Origin of the sequence: Streptomyces sp. NBC_00457 (assembly GCF_036014015.1) — a bacterium.
GTDB lineage: Bacteria > Actinomycetota > Actinomycetes > Streptomycetales > Streptomycetaceae > Streptomyces.
In genome coordinates this window covers 3,428,227-3,454,058 of record NZ_CP107905.1, presented here as the reverse complement: position 1 = coordinate 3,454,058, position 25,832 = coordinate 3,428,227, and the positions used below count along the sequence as shown (strand labels likewise).

Sequence of the window (25,832 nt, the reverse complement as noted above, 5' to 3'; positions counted from 1 at the left end):
AGTCTCACAGATGTATAAGCGCGGCATAAGAACTGTCAACGCATATGCGCGACACAGCCCTCGGCTTTGCCCTCTTATTAACCGCCGACACGTTTCAGCGCCGCCGGAGCCTCCTCGATTCGGTCGACCAGGGCAATTCGGGCCTCCATCGACCGGCCCCGCGCCAGCGCCTGCAGCAGCGGCCAAGCCGGCAGCCGCTCCGTCCAGTGCGCACGGTTCACCAGCACCATGGGCGTGGGCTCGCCCCGGGACTCGTAGTAGTTCGGCGTCGCGTTGTCGAAGATCTCCTGTACGGTCCCGGCGGCGCCCGGCAGGAAGACGACACCCGCGGTGGAGCGGGCCAGCAGGCCGTCCTCGCGGGTGGCGTTGGCGAAGTACTTGGCGATGTGCGCGGCGAACGCGTTGGGCGGCTCATGGCCGTAGAACCAGGTCGGGATGCCCACCGAAGGACCGCCGTCCGGCCACCGCTCACGGACCTCGAACGCGGCGCGCGCCCAGTCGGTGATCGAGGGGACGAACTTCGGGGTCTTCCCGAGGAGTTGGAGCGCCTCGCTGAGCATCCCGTCGCCGAACGGAGCCGCGTACGCGCCGAGATTCGCCGCCTCCATCGCGCCCGGCCCGCCGCCCGTGGCGACGGTGAATCCGGCACGGGCCAGCTCGCGGCCGAGCCGTGCGGCGCCGGCGTACTCCTCGGTGCCGCGCGCCATCGCATGTCCGCCCATCACGCCCACCACCCGGGCGCCGACGAGGAGTTCGTCGAGCGCGTCCGAGATCGCGTCGTCGTGGATCGCGCGCAGCATGGAGCCGAATATGTCGCCGTCCGTCTTGGTCCGCTGGAACCAGGCGTACGCGAGGGCGTCCGGTGTCGCCTCGTAACCCTTGTCGAGCGAGGCGAACAACTCGGCGGGCGAGTAGACGAACCCGCGGTACGGGTCGAAGGGGAGGCCCGGGACCGGCGGGAAGACCAAGGACCCCGAGGCGCGCACATGTGCGGCGGCCTCGGGGTCCATCGGGCAGCCGAGGAAGACGGCGCCCGTGGCGTCCACGGTCAGCAGGACGTCCGTACGGTCCGTCAGATCGACGGCCTGGACACGGTGATGGGCGAGCGAGCCGACCGTTGCGACCACCTCGTCGAACTCGGCGAGGGACTCGATCTCACGGTCGTGGGAGCCGTCGAACGGCTGGGCGGGTGTCGAGTACACGCGCCCATGCTAGGGGCTCCGCCGGTAGTGCCGGGTTGGGTAGTCGGTTGGCTGCGGGTCCGTTGCGGCTGGTCGCGCCCACGCGGCGGAGCCGCATATCGATACAGCCCCGCGCCCCTTCGGGGCGTTGCCCAGCTGTCAGCCTTCTACCGCCGCCGGGTCCATCCAGACGACCTCCCAGGTGTGGCCGTTGAGGTCGTCGAAGGCGCGGCCGTACATGAAGCCCTGGTCCTGGGTCTCGCCGGTGGGGGAACCGCCCAGGGCGAGCGCCTTGTCTACCAGTTCGTCGACCTTCTCGCGGGTCTCGGCGCTCAGCGCGATCAGCACTTGGCTGGTCTTCGTGGCATCCGCGATCTCCTTCTTCGTGAAGGTCGAGTAGAACGACTTCTTGAGCAGCATCGCCACGATCGTGTCGCTGATCACGACCGAGGCCGCGTTCTCGTCGCTGAACTGCTCGTTGATCGAGTAACCCAGCTCCGTGAAGAACTTCTTCGAGGCGTCGAGGTCGTTGACGGGCAGGTTCAGGAAGATCATCTGCTGGTACATCGTGGGCTCTCCCATCGAGTTCGTGTCGTTACGTGGGGGTAGACCCAAGGGTCGCTCAGAACTCATCGCCGCGCGGGGACTTTTTTCGTACGTCTTCTCGTACGACGCTCAGTTGGCGGCCATCGGCAGCGCCGCCAGCTCGGCGACGATCAGGGTGAGCGGGCCGAACAGGGCGAGCAGGGCGCCGGCGCGGAGGGCGGCGGCGCTGCGGAGCATGGCGGTGGGGGCACCGAGACGCAGGAGGGCGGCGGTGGTGTCGGCGCGGGCCTGCTTCGCCTCCACGGCGGCGGTGAGGAGGGTGGCCGCGGTGCAGCCGACGACCACCAGGGCGCCGAGGTCGGTGAGCGAGCCGAGGGGCTGGACCTCGGTGTCGTGGACGAGGGCGGTCGTGTACGCCGCCGAGGCCACGGCGCAGACGATGCCCAGGGGGCGGCCGATGCGGGCGGACTCCTCCATGAGGACGCGGCCCGCGAGGAGGCGCAGGGCGCCGGGGTGGGCGGACTGGAGGAGACGGCCGCAGAGGTGGGTGAGGCCGGGGGCGGCGAGGGCGAGGCCGAGAGCGGTGAGGGCCCAGCCCGCGAGGAGGCCGGGGGAGGTGGGGTCTGCGGTGCGGCTGGCGTAGGCCTCTACGGTGAGGCCTGCGGCGAGGACGGTGATGCCCCAGGGGAGGCCGCGGGGGGCTTCTCGGGGGGCCGGGGGGTCGAGGTGGGGGTCGGGGTCGGGTTCGTGGACGTTGGCCGGTGCGGTGTCCGGCGTTGCTGCTGAGGGGTCGGTCGCGCTGCCCGGCGCTTGCGGGGTGCCGTCTGCGCCCACCCTCCCCCACTCTCGGCTTCGCTCGAGCGGGGGGACCCCCATCGCCCCAGCGGCACGACTGCCCGCAGCTTGACGGCCGAATCTTCCGTACGCGCCGAACGTCTCCCGTGCCGCCGCCAGCCCGTACGCGCCGAAGCGGCCGTACTTCCTGGGGGCTCCGTGTTGTGCGGGCCTGCGTGGGTCCTTTGGGCGGAGGGTCAGGGCTGTGGCGAGGGAGGCGATGGTCGGTACCAGGGACAGCAGCGTCAGGGTTGCCGGGAGGGGCAGGGGTTGCCCTGCCGCCAGATACTCCGTTGCCGCGCCGTCGAACGGCACGCCCGTGAGGTCGCCTCGTAGGTGGAGGAAGGTCACGAGGGCGAGGAGGGAGCCGACGGTCGTGGCGAGGGCCGTGGTGAGGGCGGAGGTGATCATCAGGCGGGCTGGGCCCAGGCCGATGGCGGAGAGGCCGGGGCGGGGTTTGGTTCCCGGGTCCGTGCGGGCCACCGCCACGGCGAAGTAGACCGTGGTGGCGAGGGGGGCCGTGCACCAGGTCAGGCGGAGGGTCGACGCGGCGGGGTCCTGGTGGGACATCGCGTGGCCCAGGGCGGAGAGAAGCAGGAAGCCCGTCGCGGCCGAGGCCGCGGCCACCGCGAGGCGGCGCAGATGTACGGCGGGCTGGGCGACGCGGGTCAGACGGAGAGCGAGCACGCGGCCCGGCCTTCCGACTCGGTGACCGGGGGCAGATGCACCGTGGTCACGCGCCGGCCGTCCAGGAGGGAGAGCGTGCGGTCCGCGACCGCCGCCGTTTCCGCGTCGTGCGTCGCCAGGATCACGGTGATGCCGTGCGAGCGGGCCGCAGTGGTGAGCGTGCGCAGGACGTGGCCGCGGTCGGCGCGGTGCAGGGGGGCCGTCGGTTCGTCCGCGAACAGCACCGTGGGGGTCGGGGCCAGGGCCCTCGCGAGCGAGACGCGCTGGCGTTCCGCCTGGACCATCTCGTGCGGCCGCTTACGGGCACGGTCGCCGACGTCCAGACGCTCAAGCCACTCCATCGCGGCCACCTTGGCGCGACGGCGACTCGTGCCGCGGAGCATCAGCGGCAGGGCGGCGTTCTCCCAGGCGTTGAGTTCGGGGACGAGCAGCGGGGCCGGGTCGATCCAGGCGAAGCGGTCGCGGCGCAGCCGTTCCCGGGCGATCGGGCCCATGGTGTGCACCGGCAGGCTGTTGAACCAGACTTCGCCGCGCAACGGTCGTACCAGACCGGACAGACATCTCAGCAGCGTCGTCTTGCCGCTGCCGCGCGGGCCGCTCACCGCGACGATCTCGCCCTCCTGGACGTGGAGGGAGACGCCGCCGAGCGCGGGCGAGCCGTCGTCGTGCTGGAAGTGCAGGGCGCGTGCCCAGAGAACGTCGTTGTCCGGCGGAGCCACCATGGGCGTACACCTCGTTCAGTCCGTAATTCCCGGTGCCGATCCCCCAGGCGGGGGAACGAAGGCAGGGCCGGCCAGTTACAAGGCACGCTAGGGATGTGGGGCAGCAACGCCGGACAGCACGCGGCCCGGGTGCACCCTTCTCACTCGCATGGGTGCACCCGGGCCGCACAAGCGCCGGGGGTTTACAGCTTCGTCCACGCCTCCGTCAGCGTCGCGCGCAGGATCTGCTCGATCTCGTCGAACGTCTCCTGGTTGGAGATCAGCGGCGGGGCGAGCTGGACGACCGGGTCGCCGCGGTCGTCGGCACGGCAGTACAGGCCGTTGTCGTAGAGCGCCTTGGAGAGGAAGCCGTACAGGACGCGCTCGGTCTCCTCGTCGTCGAAGGATTCCTTGGTCGCCTTGTCCTTGACCAGCTCGATGCCGTAGAAGAAGCCGTTGCCGCGGACGTCGCCGACGATCGGCAGGTCGTGCAGCTTCTCCAGGGTCGACCGGAACGCGCCCTCGTTGTCGAGGACGTGCTGGTTGAGGCCCTCGCGCTCGAAGAGGTCGAGGTTGGCGAGGCCGACCGCGGCGGAGACCGGGTGGCCGCCGAAGGTGTAGCCGTGCAGGAAGACGTTGTCCTCCTTGTAGAACGGCTCGGCGAGGCGGTCGGAGATGATGCAGGCGCCGATCGGGGAGTAGCCCGAGGTCATGCCCTTGGCGCAGGTGATCATGTCCGGGACGTAGTCGAACTTGTCGCAGGCGAACATGGTGCCCAGGCGGCCGAAGGCGCAGATGACCTCGTCCGAGACCAGCAGTACGTCGTACTGGTCGCAGATCTCGCGGACGCGCTGGAAGTAGCCGGGCGGGGGCGGGAAGCAGCCGCCCGCGTTCTGCACCGGCTCCAGGAAGACGGCCGCAACCGTGTCCGCGCCCTCGAAGAGGATCTGCTGCTCGATCTGGTCGGCGGCCCAGCGGCCGAAGGCCTCGGGGTCGTCGCCGAACAGCGGGGCGCGGTAGATGTTGGTGTTCGGGACCTTGTGCGCGCCCGGCACCAGCGGTTCGAAGGGGGCCTTCAGGGCCGGCAGACCCGTGATGGACAGGGCGCCCTGGGGGGTGCCGTGGTACGCGACCGCGCGGGAGATCACCTTGTGCTTGGTGGGCTTGCCGACCAGCTTGAAGTACTGCTTGGCCAGCTTCCAGGCGGTCTCCACCGCCTCGCCGCCGCCGGTGGTGAAGAAGACCTTGTTCAGGTCGCCGGGGGCGTGGTGCGCGAGGCGCTCGGCCAGCTCGATGGCCTTCGGGTGGGCGTAGGACCACACCGGGAAGAACGCCAGCTCCTGGGCCTGCTTGAAGGCGGTCTCCGCCAGCTCCACGCGGCCGTGGCCCGCCTGGACCACGAACAGACCGGCGAGACCGTCGAGGTACCGCTTGCCCTTGTCGTCGTAGATGTAGGTGCCTTCGCCCCGGACGATCGTGGGGACGGGGGACTTCTCGTACGAGGACATGCGGGTGAAGTGCATCCACAGGTGGTCGTACGCGGTCTGGCTGAGGTCCTTGGTGCTCACGGTTATCGGGTTCCCCACATGTAGGTCTGCTTCTTGAGCTTCAGATAGACGAAGCTCTCGGTGGAGCGCACTCCGGGGATGGCCCGGATGCGTCGGTTGATGACCTCCAGGAGGTGGTCGTCGTCCTCGCAGACGATCTCCACCATCAGGTCGAAGGAGCCTGCGGTCATCACCACGTACTCGCATTCGGACATGGCGGTCAGCGCGTCGGCCACGGACTCCACGTCGCCCTCGACATGAATGCCGACCATGGCCTGCCGGCGGAAGCCCACGGTGAGCGGGTCCGTGACGGCGACGATCTGCATCACGCCCTGGTCGAGCAGCTTCTGGACGCGCTGGCGCACGGCCGCCTCGGAGAGGCCGACGGCCTTGCCGATCGCGGCGTACGGCCGGCGGCCGTCTTCCTGGAGCTGTTCGATGATGGCGAGGGAGACGGCGTCCAGCTGGGGATTGCCGTTCCGTTGATCTGCGCTTCGACTGGCCACGACCTTACTGTGCATGACGTCTCGACAGTTCCGCAAGGCTGAGGCGATGAAATTCGTTGTTTACATAGCCTGTACTTGCGGATTTCGCAGAAACGGCGCGATCTGGGCTGTTGAAAACGTGGGCCGCGGGACTAGGGTGGGTGTCTCAGTCAATGGACAGTTCGACCTGACAGGAGGCCGGCAGTGAGCACCGAGCTGCGTCGTCTGCGCAATTACATCGACGGTGAGTTCCGGGACGCCGCCGACGGACGGACCACCGAGGTGGTCAACCCCGTGACGGGCGAGGCGTACGCGACCGCGCCGCTGTCCGGGCAGGCGGACGTCGACGCCGCGATGGCTGCCGCCGCCGCGGCCTTCCCGGCCTGGCGCGACACCACCCCGGCCGAGCGGCAGAAGGCCCTCCTGAAGATCGCGGACGCGTTCGAGGAGCGGGCGGAGGAACTGATCGCGGCCGAGGTGGAGAACACCGGCAAGCCGATCGGGCTCACCCGGTCCGAGGAGATCCCGCCGATGGTGGACCAGATCCGGTTCTTCGCCGGCGCGGCGCGGATGCTGGAGGGCCGTTCCGCCGGTGAGTACATGGAGGGGCTGACCTCGATCGTCCGGCGCGAGCCGGTCGGCGTCTGCGCGCAGGTCGCGCCGTGGAACTACCCGATGATGATGGCCGTATGGAAGTTCGCGCCGGCGCTGGCCGCGGGCAACACGGTCGTCCTGAAGCCGTCCGACACGACTCCGGCGTCGACGGTCCTGATCGCCGAGATCATCGGCTCGATCGTGCCCAAGGGTGTCTTCAACGTCATCTGCGGCGACCGCGAGACCGGGCGCATGATGGTCGAGCACCCCGTTCCGGCGATGGCCTCCATCACCGGTTCCGTGCGCGCCGGCATGCAGGTCGCCGAGTCCGCGTCCAAGGACGTCAAGCGGGTCCACCTGGAGCTGGGCGGCAAGGCGCCGGTCGTCGTCTTCGAGGACACCGACATCGCCAAGGCCGTCGAGGACATCTCCGTCGCGGGCTTCTTCAACGCCGGTCAGGACTGTACGGCCGCCTGCCGCGTCCTCGTCCACGAGGCGATCCACGACGAGTTCGTGGCGGCGCTGGCGAAGGCCGCGGCCGATACGAAGACGGGGCAGCCGGACGATGAGGACGTGCTGTTCGGGCCGCTCAACAACCCGAACCAGCTGAAGCAGGTGAGCGGGTTCATCGAGCGGCTGCCGGCGCACGCGCGCGTTGAGGCCGGGGGCAAGCGGGTCGGCGACAAGGGGTACTTCTTCGCGCCGACCGTCGTTTCCGGGGTCAAGCAGGACGACGAGATCATCCAGAAGGAGGTCTTCGGGCCGGTCATCACCGTTCAGTCCTTCTCGAACGAGGAGCAGGCCGTCGAGTGGGCGAACGGTGTGGAGTACGCGCTCGCGTCGTCGGTGTGGACGAAGGACCACGGGCGTGCGATGCGGATGTCGAAGGCGCTGGACTTCGGGTGCGTGTGGATCAACACGCATATTCCGCTGGTTGCGGAGATGCCGCATGGCGGGTTCAAGAAGTCCGGGTACGGCAAGGATCTTTCGGCGTACGGGTTTGATGACTACACGCGGATCAAGCATGTGATGACGTCGCTGGAGGGGTAGGTCGTTGGTGGGCTGCGGGTGCGTGGGGGCTGGTCGCGCAGTTCCCTGCGCCCCTGCGTCCTCGCTCTCCCGTCGCTCCGTGCTGCGCGCCCTGGGTGGCGCCGCTGGGCTCGGGGTGCTCGCCGGGTGTGGTGTGCCTGCCGCGTATGTCGAGCCGGGGGACCGGGCCGGCGTCGATCTCTCCGCCAGGGACAAGCGGTTGAGCTGGGCGAACTGGCCGTTGTACATCGACACCGACGACGCGGACGAGTCGCGGCGGCCCACGCTGGAGGCGTTCGAGAAGCGGACGGGGATCGCCGTCGACTACGTCGAGGAGATCAACGACAACGACGAGTTCTTCGGCAAGATCAGCCCCGCGCTGATGAACCGTCAGCGGACCGGTCGCGATCTGATCGTCGTCAGCGACTGGATGTGCGCGCGGTTCGTGCGGCTCGGCTGGGTGCAGGAGATGGACCGCGCCCGGCAGCCGAACGTGACCAAGTACCTGGATCCGCAGCTCCGTTCGCCCGCCTTCGACCCCGGCCGCACGTTCACGGTGCCGTGGCAGTCGGGGATCACCGGTATCGCGTACGACCGCCGCAGGCTCGGCCGGGAACTCCGGCACGTCTCCGACCTGTGGGCGAGTGACCTCAAGGGCAGGGTCACGCTGCTGTCCGGGCTCGACGAGGCGTTCGCGCTGCTGATGCAGGGCAACGGCGTCGACGTCACGAAGTGGACGGCGGACGACTTCCACACGGTGTGCGACCAGGTCGAGAAGTACGTCCACAGCGGCCAGATCCGCCGCTTCACCGGCAACGACTACACCAAGGACCTGGTCAGCGGTGACGTACTGGCCTGTCAGGCGTACTCCGGCGATGTGATCCAGCTCCAGGCCGACAACCCCGACATCCGCTTCCTCGTCCCTGAGGAGGGCGCCGAGTTGTGGGCGGAGTCGCTGATGATCCCGAACCTGGCCGCCCACAAGACCAACGCCGAGCGGCTGATCGACTACTACTACGACCCCGAGGTCGCCGCCGAGTTGGCCGCCTGGGTCAACTACGTCTGCCCCGTCCCGGCCGCCCAGGACGTCCTCGCCTCGTCCAAGGACGCGGAGACCGCCGCGCTGGCCGAGGACCCGCTGATCTTCCCGGACGCGGCGATGCGTCAACGGCTCGCCATCGCGCGGGACATCACCGGGGATGAGCGGAGCGAGTTCGCGAAGCGGTGGAACGCGATCGCGGGGTTGTAGGGCGTCGCGGGGGTCTGTGACGAGGATTTTTAGTTGCACAAAAGAGGGATAGTCGGCACCAAGATCACGACGGTTCTCAGAGGTGACGGCACATCACCTCGATGCACGCGGCTCGGGCCGCGTTTGATCGGTCCCGGGGGTACGGGACTCCGAGGTTCATGCCGCTGTCGGTGGTGATCGGTGGCTGCTGCCAAGCGAGGCTCATCTGCGCGCCGGCTTCAGCGCGAGCCGTGGCCACGAGGGTTGCGTAGGGGCCCGCGACGGTCGTGGCCCCGATCTGGAGCCACGCCTGGTGGAAGGCCATTCGTGCCAGCAGACTGCTGACCTCGTCGGTGAGTTGTTGTCGTACGGCGGACGAGGACGCGGGGCGGCGCCGTATGCGGTACGGCATCTCCAGGTACTCCTCGACCGTCGTCAGCGCTTCGGCGAAGGTCTTGGCCCGGCGTTCCCTTCGTACGGCCCGTTGGTTGAGGGCGTAGGTCAGGAAGGCGCCGAAGAGGGCGACGCACGGGACGATCAGCGCAGCTGTCTGGGCCCGGGTCCAGCCGCTGTCCGTCGCTTGTGCCGCCGAGACGAATGGAAGTTGGTGGAGACGACGACGGGCACCGGGCAGACGCCGGAACACCATGCATTGCAGCACCTTGCCGCAAGTGCGCCGCGGGCGGCGGCTGAGCTTCCAGCAGCGATCGGCACTGTGGCCCCGGGCATGACGAGGTGCTCGGTAGGGAAGAGGCGCGGGCGCCCTGGGTTGGTTCACGGCCCGGTCCGCAGTCAACCGACTGTGCCGAGGTCTCTCCGCCTGCTCGGATGCCCCACCCGGCAGACGAGCTCACTCCCTCGCCGAAACCAGCCGTGCCCTTTGGTCGTCCACCCGCCGTCGGTTGCGACTCGGCGCGGGTGGGTCTCGCAATCGGTGGGCTTGTTGCTGTCACTCGCCGCAGGCGCCTCGACTGCTTGAAGGTGTGCTGGGCTCATTGGCTCTCACCGCCGTCCCGGCCAGCACGTTGGGCTGCCAGCCGGCTCTCCAGTCCCATGATGATCATCTCCAGGGCCAGGTGGAACATCCGGCTGCCATCAGGGCCTGCACCCGCGCGCTCGCCATCGTCGATGGCGGGGGTGGTCGGCAGGAGAGCCGACCACCGTTGGAGCGCACCGTTGATCTCGGCGATCACCACGCCGAGTACGGCGGCGCAGACAGGAGCGGCCACCTGCGGGGTCTCTTGCTGCGGTACCCCCGCATCCTCCAGCACGGCGGTGAGTCCGAGCCAGAAGGGGTCTTCGGGCTGGATGAATTCCGGTCGCCCGAACGAGTAGGTCATGAGCTCGGGGTGACGGCGCGCCAGCGTGCGGAAGTCCTCGGCGAGTTGGCGGAGGCGGTCCTGCCAGGCAGTGCCTTCCCGGGTCGCGGTGCGGAACTGAGCGCCCACCGTTCTCGCCACGCCGCTCAGCACGGCGTCCTTGTTCGGTACGTGGTGGTACAGCGACATCGGGTTCGCGTCCAGCGCGGTCGCGAGTTTGCGCATGGTCAGCGCCTCGACCCCGTCAGTGTCGATGAGCCGCAGCGCCATGGCGTAGATGCCGTCCTCGGTGAGCGGCACGTCTCTCTTCCTCGTCCCCCGAGGAGCCTTCTTTGGAGTTTCCATACAGCGTATGGTACCACTGAAAGCAGTTCCATACGGCGTATGGAAATCGGGACTCGCGCCGCCCCTCCGCGGCTTCCCCGGCCTTGCACCGCGCCCTTGCCCTTCGCCCCTCTCCGCACCAAGGAGCAAGTCATGACCACGCAACCCGTGACCGACCTGCGTCCCATCCGGTCCCCGCGCGGGATCCCCCTCCTCGGCCACACGTCGCAGATCCCCAGCACCAACCCGGTCGAGTACTTCGGCGAGCTGTCCCTGCAGTTCCCCGAGGGCCTCTATGGCATGGACATCGCCGGCATCGAGCAGGTCTTCGTCTACGACCCGGACCTGGTGGCCGAGGTCTGCGACGAGACGCGGTTCTTCAAGCAGATCGACAAGACGCCGCTGCACCACGTCCGGGACTACACGGGGGCGGGCCTGTTCACGGCCCACCAGCACGAAGAGGAATGGGGCATGGCGCACCGTGTCCTCCTGCCTGCCTTCAGCCAGCGGGCCATGAAGGCCTACTACGGGCAGATGCTGGAGATCGCCGAGAACCTGGTCGGCAAGTGGGAGGGCCGGGAGGGCGAGCCGGTCAACATCACCGACGACTACACCCGGCTCACCCTGGACACCATCGCCCTGTCGGGGTTCGGCTACCGGTTCCAGTCCTTCGACAAGGAGAAGCTGCACCCCTTCCTCAACGCGCTGCTGGAGGCGCTGATCGAGTCGATGCGGCGCTCGCAGGAGCTGCCGATGATGACCAAGCTCCGCAAGGCGGACGACAAGAAGTATCGCGAGAACATCCAGCTGATGCAGGACCTGGTCGAGAACGTGATCAAGGATCGCCGCCAGGGGAAGGGCACCGGCGAGGACGACCTGCTGGGCCTGATGCTGGAGGCCACCGACCCGGAGACCGGCAAGCTGCTGGCCGACGAAAACGTCCGGGACCAGGTGGTGACGTTCCTGATCGCCGGTCACGAGACCACCAGTGGTCTGCTGTCGTTCGCCACGTACTCGCTGATGCGCAACCCGCACGTGCTGGCCCAGGCCTACGCCGAGGTGGACCGGCTGCTGCCCGGCGACACCGTCCCGGACTACGACACGATCATGAAGCTGGACGTCATCCCGCGCATCCTGGAAGAGACCCTGCGCCTGTGGGCTCCCATCCCGCTGATCGCCAAGGCCCCGCTGGAGGACACCGTCATCGGCGGCCGCTATGAGCTGAAGAAGGGAACGCGGGCGAACATCCTCATGGGCGCGCTGCACTCCCACCCCAGGGCGTGGGAGCGGCCGGAGGAGTTCGACATCGACCGGTGGCTGCCGGAGAACCGGGTCAACCACCACCCGCACGCCTACAAGCCGTTCGGCAACGGAGTGCGTGCCTGCATCGGCCGGCAGTTCGCGCTCACCGAGGCCCGTCTGGCCCTGGCGCTGGTGCTGCAGAAGTTCAGGTTCGCCGATCCGAACGACTACAAGATGGACGTGCGGGAAGCGCTGACGCGGAAGCCCGGTGACTTCCAGCTGGTCGTACGGACCCGCCAGGAACACGAGCGGACCGTCTTCGGCGCCGCGGACCTGCGGACCGACGACACCCAGGCGCAGGCCGTGGTCAGCGGTGTCGGGGTGAACCTCACCGTCGCCTACGGCTCCAGCCTGGGATCGTGCGAGGACCTGGCGCGCACGATCGCCGACCGCGGTGAGCGCTCCGGGTTCGGCACCACGCTGACGAGCCTGGACGAGCTGGGCGACCACCTGCCCACCGAGGGTCTGCTCGTGGTCGTCGCCGCCAGCTACAACGGCAAGGCGCCCGACAACGCGCAGCGCTTCGACGACCTGATCGCCGCCGGGCTGCCCGAGAGCTCACTGTCGAACGTGCGGTTCGCACTACTGGGCGCCGGCAACACCCAGTGGGTGGCGACCTACCAGGCCTTCCCCAAGCGGATCGAGGAAGCCCTGCTGGCCGCCGGCGCCACCCCCATCATTGAGCGCGGCATCGCCGACGCCGCCGGTGACTTCGACGGCATGGCCACCCGCTGGACGGACACCCTGTGGGCCACCCTGGCCGAGGAGTACGCCGCCGACACCTCCGAGGCGGGCGGACCGCGCTACCAGGTGCGGCTGCTCACCGAGGCAGACGTACGCCCCGCGATCGTCTCCGAGCAGGCCCACCCCCTCACCGTCGTCGCCAACGACGAACTCGTCAGCGACGCGACCGGCCTGTGGGACTTCAGCATCGAGCCGCCGCGCCCGTCGGCGAAGTCCATCACCATCGAGCTGCCCGAGGATGTCACCTACGACACCGGCAACCACCTGGCCGTCTTCGCCAAGAACGAACCGGCCTTGGTGGACCGCGCCCTCATGCGGCTCGGCGTCGACCGTGACCAGGTACTCCGGCTGGACCAGCCCGCAGGCGGCCGGACCCACCTGCCGGTGGGCACGCCCGTCACCGCCGGCCTGCTGTTCACCGAGTTCCTGGAACTGCAGGACGTGGCCACCCGTTCCCAGATCCAGACCCTGGCGGAGCACACCTCGTGCCCCTGGGCCCGGCTGCAGCTGGACGCGTACACCGCCGACACCGAAGAGGCCCAGCAGCTTTACCGGCAGGAGATACTCAATAAGCGCATCTCGGTGCTGGGCCTCCTGGAGCGCTTCCCGGCGATCGAACTGCCGCTGGCCGTCTTCCTGGACCTGATGGGCCCGATCCGTCCCCGCTTCTACTCCATCTCCTCCTCCCCGCTGGCCAACCCGCGCCAGGTGCGCCTGACCGTCGGCCTCCTCGAAGGCCCGGCCCTGTCCGGCGACGGCCAGTACCGCGGCACCTGCTCCTCCTACATCGCCCGCCTCGAGCCGGGAGATGTCTTCTACGGCTACGTACGCGTCCCGTCCCCGACCTTTGCCCCGCCCGCCGACCCCGCCACGCCGCTGATCCTCATCGGACCCGGCACCGGCATCGCACCGCTGCGCGGCTTCCTGGAGGAGCGCGCCCGGCAGTACAAGATCGGCACGAAGGTGGGCCTGTCCGAGGTCTTCGTCGGCTGCCGCCACCCGGAGCACGACTACTTCTACCGCGGCGAGATGGAGATGTGGGAGCTGTCCGGCACCGCTCGGGTCCACACCGCCTTCTCCGCGGTGGCCGGCCACCCCGCCCGGTTCGTCCAGGACGCGATCACCGCCGCTTCCGACAGGGTCTGGCAGGCACTCCAGGACGGCGCGTATGTCTACGTATGCGGTGACGGCCGCCGCATGGCACCCGCGGTGCGCGAGGCCCTCGCCGCCATCCACCGTCGGCACACCGGCAGCGACGACGAGGCCGCCCAGCAGTGGCTCGCCCAGCTGGAAGCCGACGAGCGCTATCAGCAGGACGTCTTCGCCTGACCCCCCTCCCCGCACGCAGGGAGGCGTGCGGCACCCCTCCCTGGCTGTATGCCTCCCGGTCTCCCCACACCCACGAGGGAACACCCGGCATCCATCGGCGCGAACCGTCGGCGGGGTGCCGCTCACAGAAAGCAGATCCTTATGGACACCATGCTCGCCGGACGCTTCCACCTGGACAGCAAGAAGTTCGTCGTGGAAGAAGTCCCCGTCCCCGTACCCGGCCCTGGCGAGGTTCTCGTCGAGGTCAAGGCCGCGGGCGTCTGCCTTTCAGACGTCCACTTGATCGACGGCTCTCTCGTCCCGCTGTTCGCCACCTCCGGCACGGTCACAGTTGGCCACGAGGTATCCGGTGTGATCCACACCTCCGGCCCCGACGTCAAGCGGGGCCTGGCCGTCGGCACCCGCGTCACCCTGGAGGCCGGCAAGACCTGCGGCCAGTGCGCCGGCTGCGTGCGCCGCCGCCCTTGCACCCAGATGCTCACCGCCGGCATCGACTACGACGGCGGCTGGGCCCAGTACACCGTCGCCCGCGAGGACACCCTCATCCCCATTCCCGAGAGCCTCCCTTTCGATCAGGCCGCGATCATCCCCGACGCGGTCTCCACTCCCTACGCCGCCGTCGTCACCACCGCCGGCGTACGCCCCGCCCAGGCGGTCGGCGTCTGGGGCGTGGGCGGAGTGGGCGCGCACAACGTGCGCCTCGCCCGACTGGTCGGCGCCGCGCCGGTCATCGCCGTCGACCCGCTGCCCGGCGCCCGGGAGCGCGCCCTGGCCTTCGGCGCCGACCTCGCCCTGGACCCGGCCGCCCCCGACTTCGCCGACCAGGTCCGCGCCGCCACCGGCGGACGGGGACTGGACTTCGCCTTCGACTGCGCCGGCGTGCCCGCCGTCCGCGAGCAGGCCGCGTCCGTGCTCGGCCGCGAGGGCGCCCTGATCCTGGTCGGCATCACCCCCAAGCCGCTCACCATCACCGAGGGCCTGACCTTCAACTACTTGGGCAAGCAGGTGCGCGGGCACTACGGCGGCACCCCGGAGTCCGTCACCGAGCTGGTGCGGCTGGCCGCGTGCGGCCGCCTCGACCTCGCCCCGTCCATCACCGACCACATCCCGCTCGCCAACGCCGTCGACGCGGTCAACCGGCTGGAGAACAAGATCGGCGACCCGATCCGTCTCATCCTCGTCCCCTGACGCCTGCTGAGCAGTCGTCCCGGGCCGGCCCGCACGAGGACCGGCAAGAAGACTCGAAGTTCCGGTCAAGCACCTGCTCCGAGGCGTCCTCGCCGAGCAGATCCGAGCAACACACCACACGTGATTGCTGGCCCGGGTCTCGCAGCCCAGGTGACAGCACCGGTATCTGCGCCCCGCCTTGCTCCGCAAACCCTGTCCCACCCAGTGGTATCGGGGCGGAGCCCCCCATCCGCACACCGAAGCAAGAGAGAAACCGTGACCATAACCGACCGCGCACCGCAGACCCTCGACATCCTTGACGACGCCGGGCTAAAGCTGCTGTTCACCGAGGCCCGCACAGCCAACACGTTCGCCGCAACGGCCGTTACCGACGACGAACTCGGCATGATCTGGGAACTCGCCCGCTGGTCCCCGAGCGCCGCCAACGGCCAGCCCCTGCGAGTGCTCTTCGTGCGCACCCGCGAGGGCAAGGAGCGCCTGGTCCAGCACCTCGACGAGGGCAACAAGGCCAAGACGCTCAGTGCGCCGGCCGTGGCCGTCCTGGCATACGACGCCGACTTCCACGAGCAGATGCCAACGGTCTTCCCGGCCCGCGGCGACATGCTGCGAGCGGCGTTCGCCGGCCACACCCAGAAGCGCGAGAGCATCGCTGCCTACAACTCGGCACTGCAGAGCGGGGTCTTCCTGCTCGCGGTGCGCGCGGCGGGGCTTGCCGCCGGGCCGATGGCGGGCTTCGACGAGGCCGGTGTGGACAAGGAGTTCTTCGACGGTACGAGCTGGCGTTCGCACCTGGTGGTCAACATCGGTCACCCCGGTGCCGACCCGTGGCTCCCGCGGCTGCCTCGCGTGCCCGTCGAGGTTGCCGTCGCCTGGGCCTGACGGCCCTCTGCCGCCTGGTCGGGCGGAACCGGGGGTCCGGGTAGCCCGCCAGCGGTCGGCGCAGTGGTGAAATGTGCGATGTCGTGGCGCCGGAGCTCTCCTGAGCACCGGCGCCACTGTTCGCCAGGACGGCGAGGGGGGATGGCTGCACATTCCGCTTGCTTCTGCCGAACCGGCCCATTGCCGCATCCACAGCGCACCTCGAAGGACAGGACCGTTACTGAAGGAGTGTCACCGGTGAAGCTCAGCACCGTACGACTGGGGCAAAGCCGTACGGGCCGCCGCGTGTCTGCAGAAGAAGCACTGCGTGCTGCTGCCGTCCCCGGACGTCGGGGCGCTGATCGCGTCCGGCGACGGCTGGTGGGACCCGGGCGGTGCCGTTACCGGTAAGCGTCCCAGGCTGGACGACAATTCCTATGCACCACTGATCGTCCGGCCGAGCAAGATAGTTGTTGTTGACTCCAACTACGTTGTCGGGCACGGGAGTTGGAGTGTCCCATCCCTGCCGAGCCGGAGTTCTCCGTGCGGGATACGGCGGCCGTGTCGTCGTCGGAGCCGACGACGACATCTGCCTGCCGGCCGAGGAGCAGAATGTGCGCTGGGGTGCGGAGCTCGGTGTGGTGAGCGCGCGAAGGCCCGGGATGGAGACGCCCAAGCAGCCGTGAGCCATGTCGCGGGCTACACCGTGGTCAACGACGTCGCTGTGCGGAGCGGCCCGGAGGACATTCCGTCCGTTGCTGTCGCCACTGTGGTGGGGGCGCCCTGATCACCACCGACGATGCGCCGATCGGCGCTCGCGGCTTGACGATGAACTGTCTCGTCGACGGGTGCGTCAGGCAGAAGGCGCGGACCTTGTAATTGCTCTTCGACGTCGCCACCGTCATCGTGCACGTCAGCAGCGCCGTCATCCTGCTGCCCGGCGATCTGATCACGACCGGAACGCCGGCCGTACGGGTACCGGCCATGAACGCGAGGTGCCCCCTCGGTCAGGAACGCAGGTGATCAGTGTGATCAGAGGCGTCGGCGAATCCGAAACGCCGTGATGCGGCCGAGCTCACAGTGAATCGTGGGAGCGCTTTCGGCCATTGATCTGACTCTCCGTCAGTTCTCGGTATTCTCCCCCCACCCCCACAGGCGGGGCGGCAACAGTGAGGCCGCGGCCCTGGACCAGGGCCTGTGAGCCGCAGTCTGCCGTCCCCTCATGCCTGAGGAAGCCATGACTCCCACTCCCCACCTCACCAAAATCGCCGCCCGCATGGAGTGGCCGGCCCCATTCCAGCCCGTCGACCGCTCACTTCTCCCGGACGCCGGTACCGCGACGGTGGACATCGTCGTGCCGGTCTACAACGAGGAACGCGCCCTGCCCGGGTGCCTGCGCACCCTCCACGCGCGTCTGTCCGAAGGTTTCCCCTTCCCCTGGCGGATCACGGTTGCCGACAACGCCAGCACCGACGAGACCCTCGCCACGGCCCGCCGCCTCGCCGACGAACTCCCCGGGGTGGGCGTCGTCCACCTGGACCGTAAAGGTCGCGGGCTGGCCCTGCGCACCGTCTGGGGCGCCAGTGACGCGGACATCGTGGTGTACATGGACGTGGACCTGTCCACCGGCCTCGACGGGCTGCTCCCGTTGGTCGCCCCGCTGGCCAGCGGCCACTCCGACCTCGCGATCGGCTCCCGGCTGGCACCCGGGGCGCGTACGGTGCGCGGGCCGCGCCGCGAGTTCATCTCCCGCTGCTACAACGGCATCATCCGGCTCACCCACGGCGTCCGCTTCACCGACGCCCAGTGCGGATTCAAGGCGGCCCGCACGGATGTACTCCGGCCGCTGCTCAAGGTGGCCCGCGACGACGCGTGGTTCTTCGACACCGAGCTGCTCCTGCTGGCCGAGCACAACGGACTGCGCGTCCACGAGGTGCCGGTCGACTGGGTCGAGGACGTCGACACTCGGGTGGACGTGGTGAGCACCGCGGCGGACGACCTGCGGGGCCTGTGGCGCATGGCGCGCCTCAAGGCCTCGGGCGGTGCTCGCGTCGCCGTACGACCGCGCCCCGCACCGGCCGCCGAGCACCCCGACGCCGTCCTCGCACCCGCCACGCGACGTGGCGTGCTGTCGTGGGAGGTCGGCTGTTTCCTCGCGATCGGCGTCGTCTCCACGGTCGGTCAGGCCCTGCTGTACTGGCTGTTTCGCGGCTGGTGGACTCCTGCGGTCGCCAACCTGGTCTCGCTGTTCGTCCTCACCGTCCTCAACACCGAGGCGAACCGGCGCCTCACCTTCCGGTACTCCACCACCCCGCCCGCCCGTGCCCACCTCGGGGCCGGGGGCCTGTTCGTCCTCGGCTACCTGGTCACCTCCGGGGCGGTTCTGTGGTTCAAGTGGCTCGATCCCGGCGCCTCACCGGCGGCCGAGACCGCGGTCCTCGCCGCGGCGTCCGCCGCCGTCACCGGCGTGCGCTTCGCCGTCCTGCGGCTGGCCGTCTTCGCCGGTCCCCGCAGCCGTACCCGCTGACGAGAGCGAAACCAGACATGAGCAACTACGCGCACATCACGTCCGTACCGGCGGCTTCGGCGCACGCCGGCAGGCACACGTCCGTCCGCTCGCTGCCCGCCTGGGCGGCACCCGCGGCACTCGCAGCCGTCCTGGCGCTCGCGGCAGTCCTGTACGGATGGGCACTGGGTTCCCTGGGTTGGGGCAACAGCTACTACTCGGCGGCCGTGAAGTCGATGGGGCAGAGCTGGACGAACTTCCTTTTCGGCTCCTTCGACCCGGCCGGTGTGGTCACGGTCGACAAGCCGCCGGCCGCGCTGTGGCCGCAGGTGATCAGCAGCAAGATCTTCGGGATGCACGGGTGGGCTCTGATCCTGCCGCAGGTGCTCGAAGGAGTGGCCACGGTGCTGGTGCTGCACCGCACCGTGCGCCGCTGGGCGGGGGAGGGCGCGGCGCTGGTCGCCGCCCTGGTCCTCACCCTCACGCCCATCACCGTGGCCATCAACCGGGACAACAACCCCGACACCCTGCTGGTCCTCCTGCTGGTGTCCGCGGCGTACGCGCTCACCCGCGCGCTGCAGGCCGAGGGCAGGGCCGCGACCTGGTGGCTGTGCGCGAGCGGCTTCCTGATCGGGTGCGGATTCCTCACCAAAATGCTCGCCGCCTGGATGGTCATCCCCGCGTTCGCCGTCGCCTGGCTCGTGGGAGGAAGCGGCCCCTGGATACCGCGAGTGCGGCGTCTGCTGGGCGCGGGAGCCATCCTGGCGGCGTCCTCCTTGTGGTGGGTCGCCATGGTCGACCTTTGGCCGGGCGATCGCCCCTACGTCGGTGGCAGCGAGGACGGCTCGGCCTGGGACCTGGTGATCGGCTACAACGGGCTGGGGCGGGTCTTCGGCTCCAGTGACGGAACGCCCCAGGGCATGGGGGGCGGCGGCGGAGGCGGCTTCGCCGGCGGCTTCGGCGGCGAGTCCGGCCTGGGCCGGATGTTCGACACGCAGGTGGGCGGTCAGATCAGCTGGCTGCTGCCGCTGTGCGCGCTGGCTCTCGCCGTCGCCGTGGCTGCAGTGGTGCTGAGCCGACGGGGGAAGCTGCCCGCCTCCGCCCTGCTGCCGGCCTCCGGCTGGCTGCTGTGGGGAACCTGGCTGGTGGTCTGCGCGGCCGTGTTCTCGACTCAGCAGGGAATCTTCCACCCCTACTACACCACCCAACTCGCGCCGGCCATCGCCGCTTTGTGCGGCGGGCTGACGGCCGGCCTGGTCCGTGTGCACCGTGCGGGCCTGCGCTGGGCGCCCCTGGCCGGCGTGGCCGGGGTCGTGGTGAGCGTGGGCTGGGCAGTGGTGCTGATCCGCCGTGAACCCGACTGGAACGGCTGGCTGGTGTGGCCGGTGCTGCTCGTGGGCTGCGCCGCCGTCGTCCTGCTGGTGCTCTCAGGACGGCACGGCCGGCTGCTGACGGTTGCAGTGGGCGCGGCCGTGGCGTCGGTCCTGGTGGCCCCGGGGGCCTGGGCGTTGAGCGTACCCGGCTCAAGCAGCATGGGCGGCTCCAACCCGACGGCCGGTCCGCAGACGCTCGGCTTCGGTGGAGGTGGCGGCATGCCCGGGCAGGGTGGGAACGGCTCAGACCTTCCGTCGGGCATGCCGTCCGGGATGCCGTCGAGCATGCCGGGCCTCCCCGGCGCTGACGGGTCCTCGGGCCAGTCGGATGAACCCTCGTCCGGCGGGATGCCCTCCGCAATGCCTTCAGGGATGCCTTCCGGCATGCCCACGGGGGGAGCGAACGGCCTGCCCGGTGGTGGCTCGGGAGGTGCCCCGGGCGGGCGCGGCGGATTCGGTGGCGGGGAACTCACCGCCGACCAGCGCAAGATCCTCAAGTACGCCGTCGAGCACGCACCCGACGCACGCATCAAGCTCGCCGTCGAGGGCGGCGCCATGTCCGCCGGCGCCTTCATCCTGGGCACCGACGAGACCGTCATCGGCATGGGCGGCTTCACGAACAGCGACAACGCGCCGTCGGTGGCCCAGTTGAAGGAGTGGACCAAGAACGGCGAACTACGCTACGTCCTGGGTTCCGACACCAACGGCGGCGGCCGGCCGGGCCTGTCAGGCGGATACGCCGAGCAGCGCTCCGACTGGATCGCCGACAACTGCACGAAGGTTCCGGCCTCGTCGTACGGCGGCACGTCCTCACAGGCGGACGACGACGGCGCGACGGGACTCATGGGAGGCAACGTGCTCTACGACTGCGCCGCCAAGTAACCCGGGCCGGGGCAAGCGCCGCCAGACGGCAGAACGGATCAGCAGACGTCATGACCGAGCAGCCCGCAGTAGCGAGGCTGGGACATCGGCTCCTCGTGGTCGAGGACGAGCCCAGCATCCGCACCCTGCTGGAGGCGACGCTTCGCCTGACCGGATACGAGGTGAGCAGTACCGACACCGGACAGTCGGCCCTCCTGGAGGTCGAACGCCTGGAACCGCACCTGGTGCTGCTCGACGTGATGCTGCCCGACCTGGACGGCTTCGAGGTGACTCGCAGACTGCGGGCGGCGGGCAACGACTGTCCGATCCTGTTCCTGACCGCGCGCACCGGCACCGACGACCGCATCAGCGGACTGAGTCTCGGCGGAGACGACTACGTCTCCAAACCGTTCAACCTCGAGGAGGTCCTGCTGCGCATCGAGGCCATCCTGCGCCGAACGGCGCCGGCCATCACAGCGCAAGCGGTCCCGAGCGTCCTGAGCTACGCGGACCTGGAACTCGACGAGGGCACCCACGAGGTGCACCGCGCGGGGCAGTACATCGCGCTGTCGCCCACCGAGTTCAAGCTCCTGGCCTACCTCCTGGCGAACGCCGGACAGGTGGTGACCAAGGGCCAGATTCTCGACCACGTCTGGAGCTACGACTTCGCGGGCGACGTCCGGATCATCGAGACGTACGTCCGCTACCTGCGCAAGAAGATCGACTGCTACGATCCACCGCTCATCCAGACCGTACGCGGGGTCGGCTACAGCCTCCGTCTTCCCCGCGACCACGGAGGGATGCCGGAGCAGTGATCCACCTCCTGACCCGGCCGCCCGGATCACTGAGACGACGCCTTGTCCTCGGCGTCACCGTCCTCGCCACCGCAGCCGTCCTGGCCTCCCAGGCCATCGGCTACGTGGTGCTGTGATCCTGGCTGCTGGACCGCGTCGACGAGCAGCTCGTCGAGTTCCACCCACCGGCACCGGCCTTCTACGACGCCCTCGACGGAACGCTCCCGGCGCCGGGGGAACGCCCGGACATGCTGCCCTCGGATTTCCACATCTACTTCTACGACGCGTCCGGGCACCTTCTGAACGACTCCCTCGGCTCCGAGGCAAAGCCAGGACCTCGGCTGGCCGATGACGCGCAGGACCTCGGTCTGCGGGACGGGCATCCGGAAACCGTGTCTGCCGTGAGTGGTGACGGCCGCTGGCGAGTGATGCTCAACCCCGGCCCGGAGGGTATGACCGCGGTGGTCACGCTGCCGCTCGACACCGTCGACGGCGCCACCTCGAAGATCCTGTGGCTGAACGCGGTCCTGCTCGCCGTCACGATCATCGCGCTGCTCGCCCTGGGCCGGTGGGTGGTCCGGCTGGGCCTGTTGCCGCTGACCAGAATGGAAAGCACGGCCCAGGACATCACCGCGGGCCGGCTCAACCTGCGGTTGCCCGACACCGATCCGCGCACCGAGATCGGACGGCTCGGCCGGGTCCTGAACTCCATGCTCGACCGCCTCCAGAAGGCGCTGCTGGCCCGCGAGGCCTCCGAGGCCCGGCTGCGCCGGTTCGTCGCCGACGCAGGGCACGAACTGCGCACCCCGCTCACCGCCATCCAGGGCTACGCTCAACTCGCCCTGCGCCCGGAGCAACGCCCGGCGCGGGAACTGCACGAGGCCAACCGCTTCATCGTGCAGAACGCGGAGCGCATGAGTCTGCTCGTCGATGATCTTCAGCTGCTCGCCACCTTGGACAAGGAGCCCTCCTACCTGAGGGAACGGGTCGACCTGCTGTCCCTCGCGGCGGACGCCGTCAGCGCGGCCGCCGTGCACAGCGCGTCCCACCCCGTCGACCTCGGCCCGCTGCGCACCCCGGCCGATCCCACCGGAGCCGAGGAACTTGACGTCACGGAGACTGTCGGCGACCCGCACCGGTTGCGCCAGATCCTCGAGAACCTGCTCTCCAACGCCCACGTCCACACCCCGCCGGGCACTCGCGTCCACGTCCGTGTCGGTACGACCGAGGCGGGTCCCGGAACCGGCGGCGCGGACCGACCCGGACGCACCACCGCCTCACCGCCCCTGCCGGAGGGCCTGCCGATCAGCGTGATCGAGGTGGCTGACGAAGGGCCGGGCCTCGAACCCGTCGACGCCGAGCTGGTCTTCGAGCGCTTCTATCGCGCCGACCCCACCCGCTCCCGCCTCCACGGTGGCAGCGGGCTCGGCCTCGCCATCGCCGCGACCATCGCCGTGGGCCACGGCGGCCGCCTCGAACTCGACACAACCCCCGGCCGTGGCTGCACGTTCCGCCTGGTCCTGCCCGCAGCCGACTCCGGCCAGGAACCCTGCTGATCCCGCGCACACGGGTGTACGGCCCTCAGGGACCGAGATCGACAGCGGCTCGCCGAACGTATGGACGGGACCGGGAGGATGACCCACCGTCGATGCGGCCGGGGAACGTCATAGCGGCCGGTGCGTTCCGCGGAGGGGTGCGGAAGGACCCTGGGGGGTGACAGCACGGGATGCGGGCGGCCGACCGGTCAACAGGAGTGCCTCGACGGCGAGCGGATCCTCCTCCGGAGCCTGGGTCTGTCCGCTACGGCGCCGTCCTACCAGGCTGCCCGCCCACCCCAGCAGGAAGGCCGCGGGCACGGAGACCATGGCGGGGCTGCTCTGGCCGAACCACGCGAAGTCGGCGGTCGGGATCAGTGCCGTCGGGCTGCCCGGCACGGCAGTGGAGAACAGGTACAGGCCGATCGTCAGCGTCGTTCCGCCGTAGACCGTCCACAGCAGTCCTGTCCGGTTGAAGCGGCGCCAGTAGAGGGTGTACAGCAGGGCCGGTGTGACGGCCGACGCGGCGACGGTGGTGGCGAGTTCGGCCAGGAAGCCGGCGGAGTGGCCCTGGACGACCACCGCGAGCGCGATACCCAGGGCGCCGAAGAGCGCCACGGCGACACGGGCGGTGAACAACTCGTGCGACGGACCTGACCGCTTGTGCCGCGCGATGTAGATGTAGTGGTAGGAGTCCCGGGCCAGGGCGCCGGCAGCTGCCAGTGTGGTGCCGCCGACGACCGACAGAATGGAAAGGAACAGGGCGCATGCCACAGCGGCGAACATCAGGTCGCCCAGCCCGTTCCCCGTACCCCCTGTCAGGCTCCGTGCGAGGAGCATCAGCGCGCCGTCGGAGTGCACCTGCCCACTGAAGATCTCACGAGTACCGATCCGCGCCGCGGCCGTGAATCCCAGCAGTATCAAGGCGGCGCACAGGAAGGCGACGATAGCGGCCGCGTATCGGACGGAACGTCGAGCAGTGGCCGGGTCCTTCATGGCGTAGACCCGGCTCAGGACGTGCGGCATGCAGGCGCTGCCCAGGACCAGCGCAAGCTGACCTCCGACGAAGTCGAGGCGTGAGCTGCTCCCGAAGCCGATCGTGCCGCCGGGGGACAGATACTGGCTCGGATCGTTACTGCCCTGTGCGGCGGCGCCGATCAGGGTGTCGACGTCGCCATGGAACGCCTGGATGGCGTAGATGCACATCACGAAGATCGCTGTGCCGATCACCGTAACTGCCAGTACCTGCACTGAGGTGAGCCCCTTGGCGCCGCTGAGCACACCGCAGGCGACGACCAGACAGCCGACCAGCACCGTGCAGATCTTCTGGACGCCGATCCCGGTGAAACCGAGCAGGGAGGCGGTGATATTGCCTGCGGCCATCAGCTGCACGACCAGGAACGGTCCTGCCACGGCGAGCGTGGCCACGGCGGCGGCGAACCGGGGAGCCGTTCCGGACACCCGTAGTGACAGGAGCTCGCCCAACGTGCAGGCGCCGCTCAGCTGGATCGGCCGGGCAAGGAGAAGGAGCACCGCGAGGGAGAGGAACATGCTGGTGGCCGTGGTGATGCCGTCGAAGCCCGCGGTCGCCACCACGCCGGTGACGGTGAGCAGCAGGGCTGTCGATGTGAAGCTCCCGGCCAGCGCCATCCCGCTCTTCCACGGTGGCAATGTTCGGTCGCCGGTGTAGAACTCCCGCGCGGAGTGCTCGTCCAGGCTGGAGAAGACCGTCAGGAAGAGCGTCAGCATCATGAACAGCATGAAGCCGATCAAGACATGATTCGGGCTGTTGGAAGCAGCCATGTGCAACGTCCCACCGGTCATCTCGCGTCCCCCGTACCGCCGTTGGCCGCTCCCGCACCGGACTGCCCGTACGCCCGCTGCCAGGGGTCCAGCAGGCGGGTGCAGCGCCGGTCGAAGCGCCGGGCTGTCACCAGCAGCAAGGCCACCTGGGCCATGTAGAGCACCAGCCCCACGGTCACCTGCGTGCCGGGCAGCCTGAGGGCCACCAGATCGCCGGCCGTCGCGCCCAGAATCAACGTGACGGCGACGCCGATCGCGTTGGACGTCAGAAAGGCCCGGTCCAGTCGCAGGGCCTGCTCCCGCGCGTGTTGCAGAGCCGACGAACCTCTCTGCGTGTCGCGGTGATCAGCGAGTGCGGATGGGTGGGGTCTGAGACGCATCGGGTCTTCTCCTGGTAGGTGAGTGAATCGCAGGGCCGAGGGTGGTCATGCGCCGGCGGCAGGTTCTTCCGTCCGGTGTGCTATCGGTCGGGCCTGCTCCGCCTCCGGAGCCGCGTTGGGACTCTTCGTCCTCGGGTACGGCCACAACCGCGTCGGAGTGGGGGTAGCGCGGCAGCACGAAGGTCAGGACGAGGCCGAGCAGGCTGGCGACGGTGAGAGCGGAGAGCGTCGCTTCGTAACCGAAGTCGCGGCCCACCGGACAGGGCCCGACGGCGGACGCGACGCCGATCACCATGCTGAGGAGGCCTATGGAAAGAAACAAGGTCCACTGGCCTCCCCGAGCGGCGAAGACCAGCGCGGTGCCCGCCACGAGGCAGAGCATGAAGGGCATGAAGCGAGCGAAGGCCGCGGGATAGCGGCGGATGGTCACGAGGTAGTCACGCCGGGGTGATTTCGCGGAGGCGGTGTCTTCGGTGGGCCGCTTGGGGTTCGGGCGGGACCGAGTGACGGACATCGATGTGCTTCCTCGGGTGAGCTGGGGCGCCCGCCGCGGGCCTGGACCTTGGTCAAATCCCAAGGGGAGCGCGCGACGTGGGGCACGTCGGATGCTGAACTGTACGGTCCAGTGCATATTTCGCGTCAAGACCTGTGCGTCATGGTTTTTTCGCGGATCTGACCATTCGC

At 69.3% G+C, this 25,832-nt stretch carries 21 protein-coding genes and 1 pseudogene; 11 read left to right on the top strand and 11 right to left on the bottom strand.

Annotation, left to right across the window (positions count from 1 at the left end; translation table 11 throughout):
• Nucleotides 1–77: 77 nt before the first annotated feature.
• The 6 genes from OG828_RS15485 to OG828_RS15460 all read right to left on the bottom strand — a co-directional run bounded on the left by OG828_RS15485 (nt 78) and on the right by OG828_RS15460 (nt 6,017).
• Nucleotides 78–1,202, bottom strand: coding sequence for an LOG family protein (locus OG828_RS15485; protein WP_328501477.1), 1,125 nt, complete (start codon nt 1,200–1,202; stop codon nt 78–80).
• Nucleotides 1,203–1,340: 138 nt separating this feature from the next.
• Nucleotides 1,341–1,748: a VOC family protein gene (locus OG828_RS15480; protein WP_328504875.1), complete on the bottom strand. Its 408-nt coding sequence runs from the start codon at nt 1,746–1,748 to the stop codon at nt 1,341–1,343.
• Between the two features lie 108 nt (nt 1,749–1,856).
• Nucleotides 1,857–3,248, bottom strand: a complete 1,392-nt coding sequence (locus tag OG828_RS15475; protein WP_328501476.1) for a hypothetical protein — start codon at nt 3,246–3,248, stop codon at nt 1,857–1,859.
• Nucleotides 3,230–3,970, bottom strand: a complete 741-nt coding sequence (locus tag OG828_RS15470; protein WP_328501475.1) for an ABC transporter ATP-binding protein — start codon at nt 3,968–3,970, stop codon at nt 3,230–3,232. Before OG828_RS15470 ends, OG828_RS15475 begins: the two co-directional genes overlap by 19 nt.
• Before the next feature lie 182 nt (nt 3,971–4,152).
• Complete coding sequence (locus OG828_RS15465; RefSeq protein WP_328501474.1) at nt 4,153–5,535, bottom strand: aspartate aminotransferase family protein; 1,383 nt, start codon at nt 5,533–5,535, stop codon at nt 4,153–4,155.
• Nucleotides 5,520–6,017 (bottom strand): Lrp/AsnC family transcriptional regulator, encoded by a 498-nt coding sequence (locus OG828_RS15460; RefSeq protein ID WP_210577530.1) that lies wholly within the window; start codon nt 6,015–6,017, stop codon nt 5,520–5,522. Before OG828_RS15460 ends, OG828_RS15465 begins: the two co-directional genes overlap by 16 nt.
• A 168-nt stretch (nt 6,018–6,185) precedes the next feature.
• On the opposite strand from OG828_RS15460, the gene OG828_RS15455 reads away from it, so the two are divergent.
• Both OG828_RS15455 and OG828_RS15450 read left to right on the top strand, forming a co-directional pair.
• Nucleotides 6,186–7,625 (top strand): gamma-aminobutyraldehyde dehydrogenase, encoded by a 1,440-nt coding sequence (locus OG828_RS15455; RefSeq protein ID WP_328355914.1) that lies wholly within the window; start codon nt 6,186–6,188, stop codon nt 7,623–7,625.
• Between the two features lie 79 nt (nt 7,626–7,704).
• Nucleotides 7,705–8,853, top strand: coding sequence for a polyamine ABC transporter substrate-binding protein (locus OG828_RS15450; RefSeq protein ID WP_328501473.1), 1,149 nt, complete (start codon nt 7,705–7,707; stop codon nt 8,851–8,853).
• A gap of 76 nt (nt 8,854–8,929) precedes the next feature.
• Here the strand turns inward: OG828_RS15450 and OG828_RS15445 are convergent, their stop codons facing one another.
• Both OG828_RS15445 and OG828_RS15440 read right to left on the bottom strand, forming a co-directional pair.
• Nucleotides 8,930–9,481: a hypothetical protein gene (locus OG828_RS15445; protein ID WP_328501472.1), complete on the bottom strand. Its 552-nt coding sequence runs from the start codon at nt 9,479–9,481 to the stop codon at nt 8,930–8,932.
• Nucleotides 9,482–9,824: 343 nt separating this feature from the next.
• A complete protein-coding gene (locus OG828_RS15440) occupies nt 9,825–10,451 on the bottom strand; it encodes a TetR/AcrR family transcriptional regulator (RefSeq protein ID WP_328501471.1) in 627 nt (208 codons plus the stop codon).
• 177 nt (nt 10,452–10,628) lie between these two features.
• Here OG828_RS15440 and OG828_RS15435 point away from each other — a divergent pair, with 177 nt between their 5' ends.
• The 9 genes and pseudogenes from OG828_RS15435 (at nt 10,629) to OG828_RS15395 (ending at nt 22,986) form a co-directional block, all read left to right on the top strand.
• Nucleotides 10,629–13,850 carry a bifunctional cytochrome P450/NADPH--P450 reductase gene (locus tag OG828_RS15435; RefSeq protein ID WP_328501470.1) on the top strand — a complete coding sequence of 1,074 codons (3,222 nt, stop codon included), beginning with the start codon at nt 10,629–10,631 and terminating at the stop codon, nt 13,848–13,850.
• Nucleotides 13,851–13,991: 141 nt separating this feature from the next.
• Nucleotides 13,992–15,038: a zinc-binding dehydrogenase gene (locus tag OG828_RS15430; protein ID WP_328501469.1), complete on the top strand. Its 1,047-nt coding sequence runs from the start codon at nt 13,992–13,994 to the stop codon at nt 15,036–15,038.
• 255 nt (nt 15,039–15,293) lie between these two features.
• Entirely contained in the window at nt 15,294–15,917 is a 624-nt protein-coding gene (locus tag OG828_RS15425) for a malonic semialdehyde reductase (protein ID WP_443062403.1), read from the top strand.
• A 491-nt stretch (nt 15,918–16,408) separates the two neighbouring features.
• Nucleotides 16,409–16,582, top strand: coding sequence for a hypothetical protein (locus tag OG828_RS15420; protein ID WP_328501468.1), 174 nt, complete (start codon nt 16,409–16,411; stop codon nt 16,580–16,582).
• Between the two features lie 193 nt (nt 16,583–16,775).
• On the top strand, nt 16,776–16,919 hold the full coding sequence (locus OG828_RS15415) for a fumarylacetoacetate hydrolase family protein (protein WP_328501467.1): 144 nt from the start codon (nt 16,776–16,778) through the stop codon (nt 16,917–16,919).
• 214 nt (nt 16,920–17,133) lie between these two features.
• On the top strand, nt 17,134–18,423 hold the full coding sequence (locus tag OG828_RS15410) for a glycosyltransferase (RefSeq protein ID WP_328501466.1): 1,290 nt from the start codon (nt 17,134–17,136) through the stop codon (nt 18,421–18,423).
• Between the two features lie 17 nt (nt 18,424–18,440).
• A complete protein-coding gene (locus OG828_RS15405; protein WP_328501465.1) occupies nt 18,441–20,657 on the top strand; it encodes an ArnT family glycosyltransferase in 2,217 nt (738 codons plus the stop codon).
• Nucleotides 20,658–20,707: 50 nt separating this feature from the next.
• The gene (locus OG828_RS15400; RefSeq protein WP_328501464.1) at nt 20,708–21,451 is read left to right on the top strand and encodes a response regulator transcription factor; all 744 of its coding nucleotides are present in this window, start codon (nt 20,708–20,710) and stop codon (nt 21,449–21,451) included.
• A pseudogene (locus OG828_RS15395) lies at nt 21,448–22,986 on the top strand (sensor histidine kinase). The gene OG828_RS15400 and the pseudogene OG828_RS15395 overlap by 4 nt, the downstream one beginning before the upstream one ends.
• Nucleotides 22,987–23,094: 108 nt before the next feature.
• On the opposite strand, the gene OG828_RS15390 reads toward OG828_RS15395, so the two are convergent.
• The 3 genes from OG828_RS15390 to OG828_RS15380 are packed head-to-tail and all read right to left on the bottom strand — an operon-like array spanning nt 23,095 to nt 25,662.
• Nucleotides 23,095–24,768, bottom strand: a complete 1,674-nt coding sequence (locus OG828_RS15390) for a sodium:solute symporter family transporter (RefSeq protein WP_328501462.1) — start codon at nt 24,766–24,768, stop codon at nt 23,095–23,097.
• A gap of 17 nt (nt 24,769–24,785) precedes the next feature.
• Entirely contained in the window at nt 24,786–25,148 is a 363-nt protein-coding gene (locus tag OG828_RS15385; RefSeq protein WP_328438350.1) for a hypothetical protein, read from the bottom strand.
• Nucleotides 25,114–25,662: a hypothetical protein gene (locus tag OG828_RS15380; RefSeq protein ID WP_328501461.1), complete on the bottom strand. Its 549-nt coding sequence runs from the start codon at nt 25,660–25,662 to the stop codon at nt 25,114–25,116. The genes OG828_RS15385 and OG828_RS15380 overlap by 35 nt, the downstream gene beginning before the upstream one ends.
• Between the last annotated feature and the right edge of the window lie 170 nt (nt 25,663–25,832).

Bases quoted from the DNA above. Each gene is read 5' to 3' on its own strand.
- OG828_RS15385 (WP_328438350.1), bottom strand. From the start codon at position 25,148: ATGCGTCTCAGACCCCACCCATCCGCACTCGCTGATCACCGCGACACG.
- OG828_RS15445 (WP_328501472.1), bottom strand. From the start codon at position 9,481: ATGGTGTTCCGGCGTCTGCCCGGTGCCCGTCGTCGTCTCCACCAACTT.
- OG828_RS15470 (WP_328501475.1), bottom strand. From the start codon at position 3,970: ATGGTGGCTCCGCCGGACAACGACGTTCTCTGGGCACGCGCCCTGCAC.
- OG828_RS15430 (WP_328501469.1), top strand. From the start codon at position 13,992: ATGGACACCATGCTCGCCGGACGCTTCCACCTGGACAGCAAGAAGTTC.
- OG828_RS15390 (WP_328501462.1), bottom strand. From the start codon at position 24,768: ATGGCTGCTTCCAACAGCCCGAATCATGTCTTGATCGGCTTCATGCTG.
- OG828_RS15460 (WP_210577530.1), bottom strand. From the start codon at position 6,017: ATGCACAGTAAGGTCGTGGCCAGTCGAAGCGCAGATCAACGGAACGGC.
- OG828_RS15410 (WP_328501466.1), top strand. From the start codon at position 17,134: ATGACTCCCACTCCCCACCTCACCAAAATCGCCGCCCGCATGGAGTGG.
- OG828_RS15435 (WP_328501470.1), top strand. From the start codon at position 10,629: ATGACCACGCAACCCGTGACCGACCTGCGTCCCATCCGGTCCCCGCGC.
- OG828_RS15400 (WP_328501464.1), top strand. From the start codon at position 20,708: ATGACCGAGCAGCCCGCAGTAGCGAGGCTGGGACATCGGCTCCTCGTG.
- OG828_RS15405 (WP_328501465.1), top strand. From the start codon at position 18,441: ATGAGCAACTACGCGCACATCACGTCCGTACCGGCGGCTTCGGCGCAC.
- OG828_RS15480 (WP_328504875.1), bottom strand. From the start codon at position 1,748: ATGTACCAGCAGATGATCTTCCTGAACCTGCCCGTCAACGACCTCGAC.
- OG828_RS15380 (WP_328501461.1), bottom strand. From the start codon at position 25,662: ATGTCCGTCACTCGGTCCCGCCCGAACCCCAAGCGGCCCACCGAAGAC.